The sequence below is a fragment of the Actinoplanes sp. HUAS TT8 genome (assembly GCF_051380535.1).
Lineage (GTDB): Bacteria > Actinomycetota > Actinomycetes > Mycobacteriales > Micromonosporaceae > Actinoplanes.
The window spans coordinates 6,918,391-6,933,531 of sequence record NZ_CP195646.1; the positions used below are offsets into that span (position 1 = coordinate 6,918,391).

Consider the following 15,141-nt stretch of genomic DNA (forward strand, 5'->3'; position numbering starts at 1 on the left):
CGAGGTGATTGACTGCCCTCCATGCGTGAGGACGAGATCACCGAAGTCGTGACCAAGGTCGTGGACCTGGTCACCGAGCACTACGTGTTCCCCGAGGTCGCCACGAAGATCAACGCCGTGCTCACGGCCGCTCTTCAGCCGGCCGGCGCCGGGGCCGTCCGCTACCCGGACGGCATCGACGCGGCCGAGCTGGCCGCCCGGGTCACCGAGGACCTGCAGTCGATCAACGGGGACAAGCATCTGCGGCTGCTCCACAGCGAGGAACCGCTGCGCGACAACCACGGCGACGACGAGGCCGAACTGGCCGAGCTGACCGCGTGGGCGGCCCGCACCGGCGGCGGCATCGGCCGGGTCGAGCGGCTGGACGACAACATCGCCCTCATCGAGATCACCCCGATCTTCTTCCCGCCCACCGCCGCCGGCGACGCCATCGCGGCCGCGATGACCCTGGTCTCCGGCGCGTCGGCGCTGATCGTGGACGCCCGTCGCTGCCGCGGCGGCGTACCCGAGACGGTCGCCCTGTTCAACAGCTACTTCTTCGGCCCGGAACCGTTCCAGCTCGGCGGCCTCTACTTCCGCGCCGACGACACCGTCCACCAGTACTGGACCGTCCCCCACCTGGCCGGCCCCCGCTTCGGCCCGGACCGCCCGGTCGCGGTCCTGACCAGCGCCACCACCTTCTCCGGCGGCGAGGACCTGGCCTTCACCCTGCAGGAACGCCGGCGCGCCACAATCATCGGCGAGGTCACCCGGGGCGGCGCCCACCCCCGCGAGGCCTTCGCCGTCCACCCCCACCTGGAGACCACCATCCCCATCGCCCGCTCGGTCAGCCCCCTGTCGGGCACCAACTGGGAGGGCACCGGCGTCCACCCCGACATCCCCACCCCGGCGGCCGACGCGCTCCCCCGGGCCCTGGCCCACTTGCGCTCGGCTCTCCCCTGAAACCCCATTCCCGCCGTACGTCGTGAGCCCCCGCCCCGGCGTCGGGGCCGCAAGGTCCGCACCACTCGGCCCCCAGCCGCGCCACCGGATCTCGGCTGGTGCTCACGGTCGTAAAACAGGCCCGGAACAGCCGTGAGCACCAGCCGGGACCCGGCGCCCGCGGCCGGAGCCCTGACCCGGGACCAGGTCGCGAACCATCCGCTTTCGCCGGACGGGCGCCGGACGGCCCGGCACCGGGATCAGCTCGCGGCCGTGGACCAGCGCGGGGACCCTGCGGTTGGGGGCCGGGCTAGGACGTACGGGAAAAGTGGGTTTACGGGTTTTTGAGACGCCAGGGGCGGAGGCAGTGGTCGACCATGGCGAGCAGGCGGCTCGGGTCGACCATGGTCATGACGGCGTTGACCTGCTGGCCGAGGCAGATCGTGAGAAGCGTGTCGATGACGTCGGGGATCGGGAAGTCGGGGCGCAGTTCGCCGTCGGCGATCGCCTCGCGGAAGTGGTCGGCCATCTGGGTGGCCCAGACGTCGCCGAGCTCCGGCGCCTCCTCGATCTTGGAGTTGGCGGCGAGGCGGCCCCAGAAGCCGACGACCACGAACGCCTCGTCGAGCGTCTCCTTGGTCAGGGGCAGGATCTCGCGGATCATCGCGTAGAACGCGGCGAGCCCCCGCAGCCCCGAGGTGACCGCGGCGATCCGGGCGTTGGTGCGGTCGGTGATCCGCAGGTAGGCCCCGGCGGCGACCTCGTCGAAACCGTCGAAGTAGTGCCAGAGCGCGCCGGTGCCGATGTTCAGCTCGGCGGCGATGGCCCGGCTGGTGGCGGCGGCCAGCCCGTCGCGGGCGACGACTGTCAGGTAAGCCTCGATGATCTCGGAACGTCGCTGGTCGTGATCGACGATCTTCGGCACGTGATCCCCTTCCCGGCGTCAGGTTACCGGGATTTGTTCACAGTGCGAACCGGCCGGAACACTTGTGCGGTCTGTTACGGCTCCGTAAATTCCGTAGCACACGGAGTCGCCACCACCACCCCTGGTGACGACTGCATGTCCAGGGACCACTGCGGCGCGATCCGCCGGAGTGGTCCGCAGGAGGACCGGGAGGTCATCGCGTGGCGTTCTACCGGCAGGTGGGCAGTATCCCGCCGAAGCGGCACACCCAGCACCGCCGTCCCGACGGCGGGCTGTACGCCGAGGAGCTGGTCGGCGAGGAGGGTTTCTCCTCCGACTCGTCGCTGCTCTACCACCGCGGCATCCCGTCGGCCATCGTCGATGCGCGCCCGTGGACGCTGCCCGATCAGAGCCTGACCCCGAACGCGCCGCTCGTCCCGCGCCACCTGCGCCTGCACGACCTGGACTTCAAGGAGGCCGACCCGGTCACCGGCCGCCGGCTGGTGCTGGGCAACGCCGACGTGCGGATCTCGTACGCGGTCTCGACCGAGATCTCGCCGTACTACCGCAACGCGATCGGCGACGAGTGCGTCTACGTCGAGCGCGGCGACGCGACGGTGGAGACGGTGTTCGGCGCGCTGACCGTCGGCCGCGGCGACTACGTGATCATCCCGCGGATGACCGCGCACCGGTGGATCCCGACCGGGGCCGAGCCGCTGCGGACGTATGCGATCGAGGCGAGCTCGCACATCGCCCCGCCCGCGCGTTACCTCTCGCGTTTCGGCCAGTTCCTGGAGCATGCGCCGTACTGCGAACGTGATCTCCGCGGGCCGGTCGAGCCGCTGCTGGCCGAGGGCTCCGACGTCGAGGTCTACGTGAAGCATCGCGGCGGCGGGACGATCCACGTGGTGCCCGAGCATCCGTTCGACGTGGTCGGATGGGACGGCTGCCTGTATCCGTACGCGTTCAACATCGCCGACTTCGAGCCGATCACCGGCCGGGTCCACCAGCCGCCGCCGGTCCATCAGGTCTTCGCCGGGCAGAACTTCGTGATCTGCAACTTCGTGCCGCGCAAGGTCGACTACCACCCGCTCGCCGTGCCGGTGCCGTACTACCACTCGAACGTCGACTCCGACGAGGTGATGTTCTACGTGGACGGGGACTACGAGGCCCGCAAGGGTTCCGGGATCGGCAAGGGGTCGATCTCGCTGCACCCGGGCGGGCATTCGCACGGGCCGCAGCCGGGGGCGGTCGAGCGGTCGCTCGGGGTCGAGTTCTTCGACGAGACGGCGGTCATGGTGGACACGTTCCGCCCGCTGGATCTCGGCGAGGCCGGGCTCGCCTCGGACGACGGGCGTTATGCCTGGTCCTGGTCCGGCCGCGGCCCCGCCGCATGACCACTGACCTGGGTGCACATCTAGGCCTTTTTGCGCATATGTTCGACGATGCGGCGCTCTTCCCGCCCGGGAACGCGCCCATGGCCGCCGCCGTGCCCGCCCATCGCCGCGCACTCTCCGCGGCCCACGGCGAGCTGCTCGGACCGTTCGTCATCCCGGCCGCCCGCTTGGCCGAGATCGATCCGCATCTCGATCCCGACCGGCCGCCGCTGGACATCACGCTGATCGCCGCCCCCGCCGACCTGCCGGCCGCCGCCGGCCGGATCGCCGACAACCCGGGCCTGCGATTGGTCGCGGTCGAGACATCGGTCACGGTTGATGCAGATCAAACCCGATTTGCCGTACGGACATTGGCCGCGACCCTGCCCCCGGACATCCCGCGCGCTGTCGAGATCCCCCGCACCGACCGGCGCGACGAGGTCCTCGACGCGCTCGCCCACACCGGCTGCCGCGCGAAACTCCGCACCGGCGGCGTCCGCGCCGACCTGTTCCCGCCGCCCGCCGAACTGGCCGCGACCATCCGGGCCTGCGTCGAACGGGACATCCCGTTCAAGTGCACGGCGGGCCTGCACAACGCGGTCCGGCACACCGACCCGGCGACCGGTTTCGATCACCACGGGTTCCTCAACGTGCTGCTGGCCGCCCTCGACCCGTCCGAGGCCCCGCTGCGACGCACCGACACCGCGGCGATCGCCGCCGACCTGCGCGGCTGGTCACCGTCGGACGCCGCCCGCGCCCGCTCGATCTTCACCTCGTTCGGCACGTGCGACGTCGCCGAACCCGTCCACGACCTCGTCCGTCTCGGCCTGCTCCCGGAGAGAATCACAGCATGACCTGGCTCGACCTGCCCGAATCCACGGGATTCGGGATCACCAACCTGCCGTACGGCATCTTCACCTCGGCCTCCGGCCCGGATCGGCCGCGGACGGGGGTGGCGATCGGTGATCACGTGCTGGATCTGGCCGGGCTGACCGGGGATCCGGTGCACGCGACCGGGACGCTCAACGCGTTCATGGCCCAGGGCCCCGAGTCGTGGGCGTCGTTGCGATCCATGATCACCGCCTGGCTGACCGATCCGGCCCATCAGGAGCGGGTCACCCCGCATCTGCTGCCGCGGGACTCGGTGAGCCTGCGGATGCCGTTCGAGGTCGCCGACTACGTCGACTTCTACAGCTCACGGGACCACGCGGAAAACCTCGGGCGGATGTTCCGGCCCGGATCGCCCGCACTCACCCCGAACTGGAAACACCTGCCGATCGGCTACCACGGCCGGGCCGGAACGGTACAACCGTCGGGGACACCCGTGGTCCGCCCGCAGGGCCAGTACCGCACCGACGACGGCCCGCGATTCGGCCCGTCCCGGCGACTCGACATCGAAGCCGAGGTCGGATTCGTCGTCGGCGTGCCCTCGACCCTCGGGACGCCCGTGCCGGTGCACGATTTCTCCGCGTACGTCTTCGGAGTCTGCCTGGTCAACGACTGGTCGGCGCGGGACCTGCAGGCGTGGGAGTACGTGCCGCTCGGCCCGTTCCTGGGCAAGTCGTTCCTGACGTCGGTGTCCCCGTGGGTGGTCCCGCTGGCCGCCCTGACCGCCGCGCGCACCAAGCCCCCGGTCCGCGACGAGCCGCTGCTGCCGTACCTGGAGGACGGCGACGAGCCGTGGGCCCTGGACCTTTCCCTCGAAGTCCGCCTGAACGGTACGGCCGTGAGCCGACCGCCGTTCCGCGGCATGTACTGGACCGCGGCCCAGCAGCTGGCGCACATGACGGTGAACGGCGCTTCGCTGCGCACCGGCGACCTGTTCGCCTCCGGAACCGTGAGCGGCCCGGACCCGTCCGAGCGGGGCTCCCTGATCGAACTGTCCTGGAACGGGGCGGAGCCGCTGGCCCTGCCGGACGGCTCGACCCGCACTTTCCTCGAGGACGGCGACGAGGTCACCATCACGGCCACGGCGCTGGCGGTGGACGGCGGGCGGATCTCGTTCGGTGAGGTGGTCGGGCGGGTCCGGCCCGCGCCCTCGGCCTGATCTGCCCCTAGTCGCTCGCCCCCGCTGCCCCTCATCCACCCCTTCGCCGGCACCGCTCCTCACCCCAGCCGGCCGCTTCTGGCCCCCATCGAACCCCGCCTCAAAATAGGGGCCGCAGAAGTGGTCGACCGCAAATACCGGAGATAAGCTAGAGCCCGGTTCCCGCCACCTCAAAAAGGCGACGGAAACCGGGCCCACCCCCAGCAAAGTTATTGTTTCCGAGATCTATTCGCGGCCCTCATCATAAAGCCGATTCCGCGTCGACATCGAAGCCCCGATACGGTCAGATCCGGCCAAGGAAAACGCAGCCTCGCGGCGGCTAGTGTTTGCCAGCCGGCCAGGGCCCGGGTTCGACCTTCTACTGGTCATCGGATCGGTGTTGATCACAGATGGCCACGGCAGGTCGTCGGGCCCGTCGAAGGGGATCACCGGACCAGCAGCGTGTAGTTGGGCGCCACGCCGGTGCGGCACCGATAGGAGACCCAGACGCGCATGGCCACGCCGTCAGCTCCGACCCGGTCGCACTCAGCCTGCGGATACGCAACCTGGTTGTACAGCGCGGTGTAGACCACCCGCTCCCTCGCCGCCTGCACAAACCTCGGCGTATAGGTGATCACCAGGTCGTCACCGGCGAACCCGGACCGGGTCGAGGCGTCCACCCAGACCCCAGCCGCCTCACCACCGGTGCCGATCACCGCCGCCCGCCCGACCCCGTAGGTTCCGAGCACACCGGTCACCGTCACCGACCCGGCAGGCGCCCCGGCACCGGCTGTCGCCGCCGACCCGGCTGACACTCCTGCGCTGCTCACGCCATTTAGCCCGGCAGGCGCCCCGGCACCGGCCATCGCCGCCGACCCGGCTGACGCTCCTGCGCTGGTCACGTCGCTCAGCCCGGCAGGCACCCCCGCGCCGACGGGAGACGCAGCATCGGGCACCGCCCCCGGCCCGGCAGCTGCCCTGACACTGACTGCCGCCTCTGTCCCGGCGGACGCGCCGGCCGGGACGGGCGCGGCCTGGGCGACGCCGGGGATGAGCACGGCCGGGATGATGCCCGCGAGGAGCATACTGCGCATTTTCGTGAGTCCTTTTCACCAATTGCGCCGCGGGGATCTCCCGCACGCGATCGGGCGGCCGACCGGATGGTTCTTCACCCGGCCGACCTGAATCCCAGAAACGAACCTACACCGAGAATATGACCCAATGTCGCGCAGGGACGAGAACAACCTGTGAAGTATTAACGGTCGTTAATGTTGACAATTTTTCGACCCGCCCTGAACATCTCGCACGGTGCGGCCGGCGGCCCTGAGGAAGCGACAGAGCGCCGGCACCAAAGCGGCCGGACGACGCCGGTCGGGAGCCGGGTTCAGCTCTGGAGGTCGTCGATCAGGGCCGCGACCGGTGCCGGGCGGGCCGACGCGTAGCCGACGCCGGCCCACAGGTTCAGCGCTTCCGCGTCGCCTGCACGAGCCGCCGCCGCCCGGATCGGGGCCGTCAGGTGGTGGATCGCCGGGTAGCCGACCGGCGCCACCGCCGAATACGTGTCCACGAAGCGGTTCCGCAACGCCCGCGCCGGCTGGCCGGTGAACGCGCGGGTCACCACCGTCCCGCGGCCCTCGGCCGAGAGCGCCGGGTCCCCTGAGCGAGCCGAGCGCGCCGAATCCGCCGGGCGAGACGAGGGAGGCGGGAGAGCCGAGGACGGTGAGGACGGTGAGGTGGCCGCGAGCATTGCGGCGCGCTGGGCGGGGCGGGTTCCGGCCTCGTCGGCCAGCAGGAACGCTGTCCCGCACTGGACCGCCGCCGCGCCCGCCGCCAGCAACGCGGGGACGGCGCCGCCCACGGGAACGACACTGCCCACGGGAACCGCGCTGCCCGCGGCGACGGCGCTGCCCGCGGGCACGGCACCGCCCGCGGCGACGACAGGGCGGTCGGTGACGGACAGGACCTCGGCCAGCACCTCGGCCGTGTCGCGTTCTCCGCGATAAGTGTCCGGGCTGAACGTGGACGAGTGCCCGCCCGCTCCCCCGCCCTGGGTGATCAACCCGTCCGGCGCCACGGCCAGCGCCCGGCGGGCCTCGTCGCCGCTGGTCACGGTGATCAGCACTGCCGTTCCCGCGGCCTGCAGCGCGCGCACGACCTCGGCCGGTGGTACGCCGAACGTGAAGCTGACCAGCGGCACCCGATGGGCCACGGCGAGTTCGACCTTGGCCGTGAAGTGGTCGTCGTCGGTGGCCCGGACCGGTGGCAGTTCGACCTCGTAGCGTTCGGCTTCGGGGCGCAGCACTTCCCGGTAGCGTTCCACGGCGGCCGGGTCGGTGAGCGGCGGCATCGGGACGAAGATGTTCAGGCCGTACGGGAAGGGGAAAGCCCGCACCGAGCGGACCTCGACCTCGACGGCTTCCGGGGTTTTGTAGCCGGCGGCGAGGAAGCCGAGTGCGCCGGCCCGGCCGGCGGCGATGACGAGTTCCGGCGTGGTGGGCCCGCCGGCCATCGGCGCGACGACGACCGGCCGCAGCAGCTCCCGCATACCGCCAACCTACCGCCCGCACGACCGCACACCGCCGACCTACCGCCCGCACGACCGCACACCGCCGACCTACCGCCCGCACGACCGCACACCGCCGACCTACCGCCCGCACGACCGCACGCTGCCCGCCTACCGCGCGCACGACAGAGGGCCCCGCCCGGCGTGATCGCCGGGCGAGGCCCCCGAGGTGTCGTTGTTACTTGACGACGACCGTGCTGACGATCTTGTCGGCCAGCGTCTGCTTCTTGGCGTCCCAGAGCGGGAACAGGTAGCCGATGAGGCAGATGATGCCGTCGACGATGTGCGCGAGGTCACGCAGGAACGCGAAGCCACCGCCGATGGGCTGGCCGGTGTTGGCGTTCACCAGGCGGATGCCGAGCGCCTTCTTGCCCCAGCTCTGCCCGGTCTTGCCGGCCTGGTACCACCGGTTGTAGCCGGACACGACGAACGCGATCAGGGCGAAGATCCAGTACAGCCCGTTGTACGTCGGCAGGCCGGTCACCGGGTCGGTGTCCCGGCCGATGATCTCGCCGATGATGGTGATCGGCGCCACGGCGAAGCCGTCGATCAGGTACGCGCCGACGCGCTGGAGCCAGCTGGCGTAGCCGGAGACGCCCGGCTGGCCGTAGCCGGGCGCACCGCCGTAGGGCGGCTGCTGACCGTATCCGGGCTGACCGTAACCGGGCGGCTGCTGGCCGTAGGGCGGCGGCTGCTGACCGTACGGCTGCTGCGGCTGCCCGTAGGGCTGCTGGGGCTGCTGGCCGTAGGGCTGCTGCGGCTGGTCACCCTGGCCGTAGGGCGGCTGCTGACCGTACGGGTCGCCGGGCGGAGGATATGTCATCTCGAAGTCCTTTATTCAGGCCCAGCTCACGCCGAGCCGGTGCAGTTGGAAGGCCCAGCTTGCCGCGGCCAGTAGTCCGGCCAGCCACCCCGTCCGCCGGCGCCCGGCAGGCGAGAAAGGCTTCGGGGGAGCCAGCACACCGGTGGCGCGTAATGCCACCAGCGGCCCGACCGCGACCGCGAGGGCGGCCAGACCGAAGATCACGGGGTTGGCCTGGAACGCCGCTCCGAGATCGCCGCGCACCAGCGCGACGGCCGCGGTGGTCAGACCGCAGCCCGGGCACGGCACGCCGGTCAACGTCCGCAACATGCAGGGGACACCTACACCGGTACGGGTCGTGAAGGCGGGCCACAGCGCGGCGGCCCCGGCCACGAGCACGCCGAAGCCACCTATCCGTTCCGGGACGGAGAAGACTCGCAACGGCACACCTCGTGATCAAGGGAAGGGCGCACCGATGATAAGGGGCGACGTCGATGCCTGGCGACCCTGTTCACCAGCACTTCTCTCCTCAGTCGGCCATGACGCGGTTGCGGCCCGCCTCCTTTGCCCGGTACAGGGCGTGATCGGCCCGAGCGAGAAGATCGTCCAGCGCGGTGTCGTCGTCACCCAATCGAGTCAGGCCGATGCTGATGGTAATCGGGAGCGGGCCCGCCTGGGTGGGGATCGGCTCTCCTCCGACAGCGACGCGGACCCGTTCGGCGAGCACGGTGGCCTCACCCTCGTGGTCGGGCAGGACGATCGCGAACTCCTCGCCGCCGTAGCGGCCGAGCACGTCGGAGTGCCGCAGGACGGCCCGGATGCGCCGGGCCACGGTGCGGATCACCTCGTCGCCGACACCATGGCCGTACGTATCGTTGACGTTCTTGAATTTGTCGATGTCCAGCATGGCCGCCGCGAGCGGACGCCCGTTGCGGGCCGCGGCCTGGACCAGCGCCCCGGCGACGGCGTAGAAGTGCCGCCGGTTGTGCTGCCCGGTCAGTTCGTCGGTGGTGGCCAGCTCCTGCACCCGGCTGAACAGGCGCGCGTTGTCGTAGGCGGTCATGCCCTGCGAGGAGAGCGCGGCCGCCACCTGCCGGCTGGTGTCGTCGAGCGCAGTGCCCCCGAGCAGCGCCAGCCCGGCCCGCCCGTCGCGGCCGTCGAGCGGCACGGCCAGCGCCGCCGGGTCGCCCGCGAGCAGGCGTTCGCGCAGCTTGCCGGTGCTCGCCGGGTCGAGCAGGGCCGGTTCGGTCAGGCCGGCGAGCAGGGCGACCTCGTCGTCGGTCAGGCGCAGCCCGGCCAGCTCGGCCGGTTCCAGGACCTCGCCGTCCGGGGTCACCAGGCAGCCGGAGGTGGCCCCGAGTGAGCCGCGCAGGGTGCTGCCGAGCCGGCGCAGCAGCCGGTCCGGTTCCAGGATCCCGGTCAGCTCGGCCAGGCTGGCCCGCAGCATCTCGGCCAGGGCCTGCTGCTGTTGCGCGGCCTGCACGGCCAGGTGCAGCTGGGCCGCCCGGGCGGTCTCCAGGGAGATCGCCACGTGGCTGCTGACCGCGGTCAGCACCTCGACGTCGTCGTCGGTGAAGATGCCCCGGGCCAGGCGGCTGTCCAGGTAGACGACGCCGACCAGGCGGCCCTTGAACTGTACGGGCGCGATCAGGATGCTGCGCAGGCCGTGCACGACGGCGCTGCGGGAGCCGAGCGCGGCGCCCTGCTCGGTGCCGGTGACCACGACCGCCTCGCCGGACTCGGCGACCCGGCGGACCAGGGTGGCGCCGTAGTCGATGGTGTCGGTGAGGTCGCCCTGGGCGTCGCGCCCGGCGAACCGGACCGGCTCGCCGGCCTCGTCGAGCAGGAAGAACAGCGCCCGTTCGGCGCCCAGGATGCGCAGCATCTCGTCGAGCGCGACCTGGGCAAGCTGTTGCGGGTCGAGGACCGTGGCGGCCGCGGTGCTGACCTGCTGCAGGGCTTCCAGCCGGCGGTTGCGGCCGTTGCCGGAGCCGCGGCGCTCGGCGACGGTACGCCGATGCGTGCTCGCCCCCTCGTCGACCCCGAACTCGGTGCGGGTCTGCCGTCGCCGCTGCTCCCAGCCGTGGAAGACGGCCAGGCCGAGCGCCGCCCGGGCCTGCCGGTCGGCCTCGTGGCTCTGCCCGAGCGCGCGCATCGCGCGGGCCCGGATGCGGTGCAGCTCGTACTGGGCCATCGGGGCGTCCAGGACGCGGGCCTGCTTCTCGGCCTCGTCGGCCAGCCGGATGCCGCGCTCGTGGTCGCCGGTGAGCTGGCAGAGCGAGGCCTGGCACATCGCGTACGAGAGTTTGATCAGCGGGGTGCCCCCGGCCCGGCCCAGGTCCCGGATCGCCTGGACGGTCTCGGCCAGCCGCGCGGCCCGGTCCTCGTCGCTGCTGTAGCGCAGCCGGATGAGCCGGGAGTGCGCGTAGAACACCAGGATCCACTTGTGCTGGGCCATCAGGTCCCGGTGGCGGAAACCGAGCTCGGTGAACTCCTTCATGACGGCGTCGAACGGCTCGCCGACCTCGCCCTGTTCGAGCAGGACGCTGGCGTTGGCGGTGAGGATGTTGGCGCGCTGCACGCGGGTGCCGGTGCCGGGCGGGAACGCCTCGCGCAGTTGCTTGAGGGCGGTCGCGGCCTCGCCGAACCGGCCCTGGTAGGCCGGGATCATCGCGCCGAGCATGGCCAGTGACGTGCCGTAGGCCATCTTCGGGTCGGCGACGCCGCGCAGGCCGCGCTCGTACTCGCGGGTGGCGTCGGCCGGGTAGCCGCGCAGCAGCTGCCGCAGCCCCTGGGAGGCGTGGCCGGGGACCAGCTGGGCCGGCTCGTACCAACGGGCGTGCTGGGTGATCGCCTTCTCCCAGGCGGTGCCGTCGTCGTAGCCGCCGAGCAGTTTCGAGCAGCCGCGGATCCACTCGACGTAGGCGATGAGCGCGGGATCGCCCAGCCCGGCCGCGACCTCGGTGGCCCGGCGCAGGCAGCGTTCCCCGGTGCCGCGCAGTTTGGCCAGCGACATGACGTAGCCGACCAGGGCGTACACGCGGGCGTACTCCGGGCTGGGGCCGAGGCGGTTGACCGCGTACATGGCCCGCAGCGCGAGGACCCCGGCCTCTTTCAGCTTCAGCCCGATCGCGGCGGCGTATCCCCCGGCGTCCAGCACGGCGGTCAACGCGGCGAGCGCTTCGCGCCGCCGGCCTTCGGCATTTCCGAACCCGATTCGCGTACGGCGGACCGCCCCGCCCGCGAACGCCGACCCGAGCGTCGACACGACGAGCGCCAGGCTGTTGCCGGGCAGCGGACGGCCCAGCTCGCGCAACGCGTCCTGGACCGTCTCCAGCGCCCGGGTGTCGTTCCAGAGCGTGTGGTCGAGCTCGACGCGGGTGATGAACATCCGGGCTCGCAGCAGCCGGTCCGGTTCCCCGGCCAGCGCCCGTTCCAGCATCGCGTCGGCCTCGTCGAACCGGCCGGCCCGCAGGTACGCCTTGGCCAGCGGGTGCAGCAGCCGGGTGCCCGGCGCCGGGTCGCCCTCGACGGCGTCGGTCAGGTAGCCGATCGCGTCGGCCGGGGCCTGGTCGGCCAGCGCGCGCAGACCGGCGTCGGCCGCGGCCCGGCGGCGGGCGGCTTCCGGGGCGGCGTTGCCCGCACCCTGGTAGTAACGCGCGAGGGTGTACGCGTGGGCCTCGTCCCGCAGTTCGGCCGGCAGCCGGTCGTAGGCGGCGGCCAGCGTCGCGTTGCACCGGCACAGCTCGCCCGGGGTGAGCCGGTCGAGCAGGTTCTCCCGCAGTTGCGGGTGGACGAACGCGTACCAGCCGCCCGGGCGCACCTCCAGCACGTGCCGGTCCAGTCCGGCCGCGAGCGCGGTCAGGGTCGCCGCCTCGGTCGCGCCGGGCAGCCCTTCCGGCCGGAACCGGACACCGGCCACCGCGGCCGTGGTCAGCAGGTCCAGGACCGGCACGGACAGGCCGTCGAGCCGGGCCGCGAGCAGGTCACGGACCCCGGCCGCGGACGGCAGCGCGTCGGCGCCGGCGCTGTCCAGCCGCCACGTGCCCCAGAGCGGGCCGAGCAGTCCGGCGTCGAGCAGCCGCATCAGGTAGCTGACGACGGCCAGCGGGGTGCCGTCGGTGCGGACCGTGACGTGCCGGGCCAGCTCGGCCGGCACCTGGGCGCCGGGCAGCCGGGAGGCGACCACCTCGGCCACCACCGCGGGCGGCAGCGGGGTGCAGGTCAGCTCCAGCGTGCCGGGCACGCCCAGGTCCACCTCGCCGGGGCCGGCGGCGTCCGGGCCGACGTCGGTGAGCAGCACCAGCAGCGGCAGGGCGGGCAGGTCGGGGGCGAGCGCGGCCAGCAGCTGCCGGGTCGCCGAGTCCAGCCGGTGGGCGTCGTCGATGACCAGGATCATGCCGTCGGCGCGGCGGGCCAGTTCGCCCAGGAAGACCGCGCCGGCCCCGAAGACGTGCTCGTCGCCGGCCGCGGCCTGACCGGACGCGTCGAGCAGGCCGAGGTCACCGAAGAGCTTGACGACCTGGGCGACACCGGCCGCGGTGGCCGCCTCGACGATGTTCTTCTCGGCGTACGCGCGGGCGTCGGCGGGCAGCCGGTGGATCCGCGCCATGGACGCGCTCACGGCCTCGCGGAGCACGGCCAGCGGCGCCGGCTCGTCCGGGCGGCACGTGCCCGAGAGCACCGGGCAGCCGTCCTCGGCGGCCAGGGCGGCGGCCTGCTCGGCCAGCCGGGTCCGGCCGGAACCGGGCGTGCCGTGGATCAGCACGACACCACCGAGGCCGGCCCGGGCCCGCTCCCAGCGCCGGGCCAGACGGTCGGCCTCGGCGTCGCGCCCGCACAGCGGCCAGCGACTGGCCGCGGGCTCCTCGGCGGCCGCCCCGCCGGGGCAGTGCCGCAGCGCGGCGAGCAGGCCGGCCGCGTCCGGATAGCGGTCGTCCGGATCCTTGGCCAGGAGTCGATGCACCACGGCGGCCAGCGCGGGATCGATATCAGGACGCATTTCCCGTACGTCGGGAACGGGCGCCGCCAGGTGCAGGCGCAGCAGTTCCCCGACGTCCTCGGCCTCGAACGGCAACCGCCCGGTCAGGCACTCGAAGAGCACCACCCCGAGCGAGTACAGGTCGGAGCGGCCGTCGACCGGCCGGCGCAGCATGCCGGACTGCTCCGGCGAGGTGTACAGGAACGTCCCGACGGCCTGGTCGGAGTCCTCCCCGGCGTCCCGCCCGAGTTGGGCCAGACCGAAGTCGATCAGCTTGGCCCGGCCGTCCTTGTCGATCATGATGTTGTCCGGCTTGATGTCCCGGTGGACCAGCCCGACCCGGTGCGCGGCGGCCAGGCCGCGGGCCAGCTGGGCGGCCAGCCCGACCGACCGTTCCTGATCGAGGACGCCGTAGACCAGCAGCTCGGACAGGGCGCCGCCGGACAGGTGCTCCAGCACCAGGCCGGGCACACCGTCCACCTCGCCGACCGCGTGCACACCGACCACGCCCGGGTCGTCGATGCAGGCCAGCAGGGCGGCCTCACGCTGGAAGGCGGTACGGATCTCGGGCAGCTCACCGGCGTCGGCGAGCGGGCGCTTCAGCGCATAATCGCGGTCGCCGCGCCGTACATGGTGCACCATGGTGAACGCGCCGCGTCCGAGCTCGTCGACCAGCTCGAGACCGGTCAGCTCAGCGCTGCTGGGGTGCGACTGGGGGGTTTCCGTCACCGAAAGCACTCATTCCGTAGCCGTCTGCACTCCTGCTGATCGACCGGCTCCTCCGGAACCTGAACGTTCCCGCCGGGGCTCCCACCCCGTACGTCGAAAGGATTTTGATTTTCTCCTCCTAGCCGCCGCACAGGCGGTGTGCCGAGCATCGAAGGCATGACGATTCTGCTTCTCCTTCTGCTGATCGGCGCCGGCGCGACGCTCCTGCTGGCCGCCGGCGGGCGCCGCGGCGCGACCGTCCGGGAGGACACCGCGCTGTCGGACGCGCGCGCCGACGCCGGCCGCTGGTACGAACGGCTCGGCGGCCAACTGGTCAACCTCCGCGACGACGGCGGACTGGCCCGGCAGGCACTCGTCGACGCGACCGAAAGACATCAGGCCGCCGGCGGTCAGCTGGCCCAGGCCCGCACCGTGACCCAGTTCCGTCTCGCCCGGGAGACCGCGCTCGAAGGCCTGGCCTACGTGCGGGCCGCGCGGATCACCATGGGCCTCGACCCCGGCCCGGAACTACCGCCGCCGGACCTGGCCCGCGGCGCCGGCGTGGTCACCGCCGAGCAGGACCTCTACGGCGGATACCGGGTGGCCCCGCGAGCGAGCACGGCAACCCCGCACTACTACCCGGGCGGATTCCGGGACGGCATGCCGATGCCGGCCGGCTGGTACGCGACCCCGTGGTGGAAGACCGCCCTGGCCGCGGGCGCGGGCACACTCGGCGGGATGCTGCTCCTGGATTCGATCATGGGAATGGGGCACCACCACGGGCCCGGCCCCGGCCCGGACTTCTTCTGAGTTGGTGTCCGGGCGTTCGGCTGCGGCACCGACGTTCCGGACCCGACCCT

At 72.3% G+C, this 15,141-nt stretch carries 11 protein-coding genes; 5 read left to right on the forward strand and 6 right to left on the reverse strand.

The window, feature by feature from the left end; genetic code table 11:
* Window positions 1–21 precede the first annotated feature (21 nt).
* Window positions 22–942 carry a S41 family peptidase gene (locus ACSHV8_RS30565; protein WP_436521266.1) on the forward strand — a complete coding sequence of 307 codons (921 nt, stop codon included), beginning with the start codon at window positions 22–24 and terminating at the stop codon, window positions 940–942.
* A gap of 313 nt (window positions 943–1,255) precedes the next feature.
* Here ACSHV8_RS30565 and ACSHV8_RS30570 read toward each other — a convergent pair whose 3' ends face one another.
* Window positions 1,256–1,846: a TetR/AcrR family transcriptional regulator gene (locus ACSHV8_RS30570; RefSeq protein ID WP_436521268.1), complete on the reverse strand. Its 591-nt coding sequence runs from the start codon at window positions 1,844–1,846 to the stop codon at window positions 1,256–1,258.
* Between the two features lie 200 nt (window positions 1,847–2,046).
* Between ACSHV8_RS30570 and ACSHV8_RS30575 the strand changes: the two genes are divergently transcribed.
* From ACSHV8_RS30575 to fahA, 3 genes are read left to right on the forward strand one after another with little or no spacing between them, the layout of a single operon-like run.
* Window positions 2,047–3,222, forward strand: a complete 1,176-nt coding sequence (locus tag ACSHV8_RS30575; RefSeq protein ID WP_436521270.1) for a homogentisate 1,2-dioxygenase — start codon at window positions 2,047–2,049, stop codon at window positions 3,220–3,222.
* A 38-nt stretch (window positions 3,223–3,260) separates the two neighbouring features.
* A complete protein-coding gene (locus ACSHV8_RS30580) occupies window positions 3,261–4,055 on the forward strand; it encodes a hypothetical protein (protein ID WP_436521272.1) in 795 nt (264 codons plus the stop codon).
* Window positions 4,052–5,248, forward strand: a complete 1,197-nt coding sequence (fahA, locus tag ACSHV8_RS30585) for a fumarylacetoacetase (protein ID WP_436521274.1) — start codon at window positions 4,052–4,054, stop codon at window positions 5,246–5,248. The genes ACSHV8_RS30580 and fahA overlap by 4 nt, the downstream gene beginning before the upstream one ends.
* Before the next feature lie 425 nt (window positions 5,249–5,673).
* Here fahA and ACSHV8_RS30590 read toward each other — a convergent pair whose 3' ends face one another.
* The 5 genes from ACSHV8_RS30590 to ACSHV8_RS30610 all read right to left on the reverse strand — a co-directional run bounded on the left by ACSHV8_RS30590 (window position 5,674) and on the right by ACSHV8_RS30610 (window position 14,302).
* On the reverse strand, window positions 5,674–5,976 hold the full coding sequence (locus ACSHV8_RS30590; RefSeq protein WP_436521276.1) for a hypothetical protein: 303 nt from the start codon (window positions 5,974–5,976) through the stop codon (window positions 5,674–5,676).
* 635 nt (window positions 5,977–6,611) lie between these two features.
* On the reverse strand, window positions 6,612–7,772 hold the full coding sequence (locus ACSHV8_RS30595; protein ID WP_436521278.1) for a nitronate monooxygenase: 1,161 nt from the start codon (window positions 7,770–7,772) through the stop codon (window positions 6,612–6,614).
* Window positions 7,773–7,968: 196 nt separating this feature from the next.
* Entirely contained in the window at window positions 7,969–8,613 is a 645-nt protein-coding gene (locus ACSHV8_RS30600; protein ID WP_436521280.1) for an RDD family protein, read from the reverse strand.
* Window positions 8,614–8,628: 15 nt separating this feature from the next.
* Entirely contained in the window at window positions 8,629–9,033 is a 405-nt protein-coding gene (locus ACSHV8_RS30605) for a DUF2752 domain-containing protein (protein ID WP_436521282.1), read from the reverse strand.
* An 88-nt stretch (window positions 9,034–9,121) separates the two neighbouring features.
* Entirely contained in the window at window positions 9,122–14,302 is a 5,181-nt protein-coding gene (locus tag ACSHV8_RS30610; RefSeq protein ID WP_436521284.1) for a diguanylate cyclase, read from the reverse strand.
* A 156-nt stretch (window positions 14,303–14,458) separates the two neighbouring features.
* Between ACSHV8_RS30610 and ACSHV8_RS30615 the strand changes: the two genes are divergently transcribed.
* On the forward strand, window positions 14,459–15,091 hold the full coding sequence (locus ACSHV8_RS30615; protein ID WP_436521286.1) for a hypothetical protein: 633 nt from the start codon (window positions 14,459–14,461) through the stop codon (window positions 15,089–15,091).
* Window positions 15,092–15,141 lie beyond the last annotated feature (50 nt).

Bases quoted from the DNA above. Each gene is read 5' to 3' on its own strand.
- fahA (WP_436521274.1), top strand. From the start codon at position 4,052: ATGACCTGGCTCGACCTGCCCGAATCCACGGGATTCGGGATCACCAAC.
- ACSHV8_RS30595 (WP_436521278.1), bottom strand. From the start codon at position 7,772: ATGCGGGAGCTGCTGCGGCCGGTCGTCGTCGCGCCGATGGCCGGCGGG.
- ACSHV8_RS30600 (WP_436521280.1), bottom strand. From the start codon at position 8,613: ATGACATATCCTCCGCCCGGCGACCCGTACGGTCAGCAGCCGCCCTAC.
- ACSHV8_RS30615 (WP_436521286.1), top strand. From the start codon at position 14,459: ATGACGATTCTGCTTCTCCTTCTGCTGATCGGCGCCGGCGCGACGCTC.
- ACSHV8_RS30565 (WP_436521266.1), top strand. From the start codon at position 22: ATGCGTGAGGACGAGATCACCGAAGTCGTGACCAAGGTCGTGGACCTG.
- ACSHV8_RS30580 (WP_436521272.1), top strand. From the start codon at position 3,261: ATGTTCGACGATGCGGCGCTCTTCCCGCCCGGGAACGCGCCCATGGCC.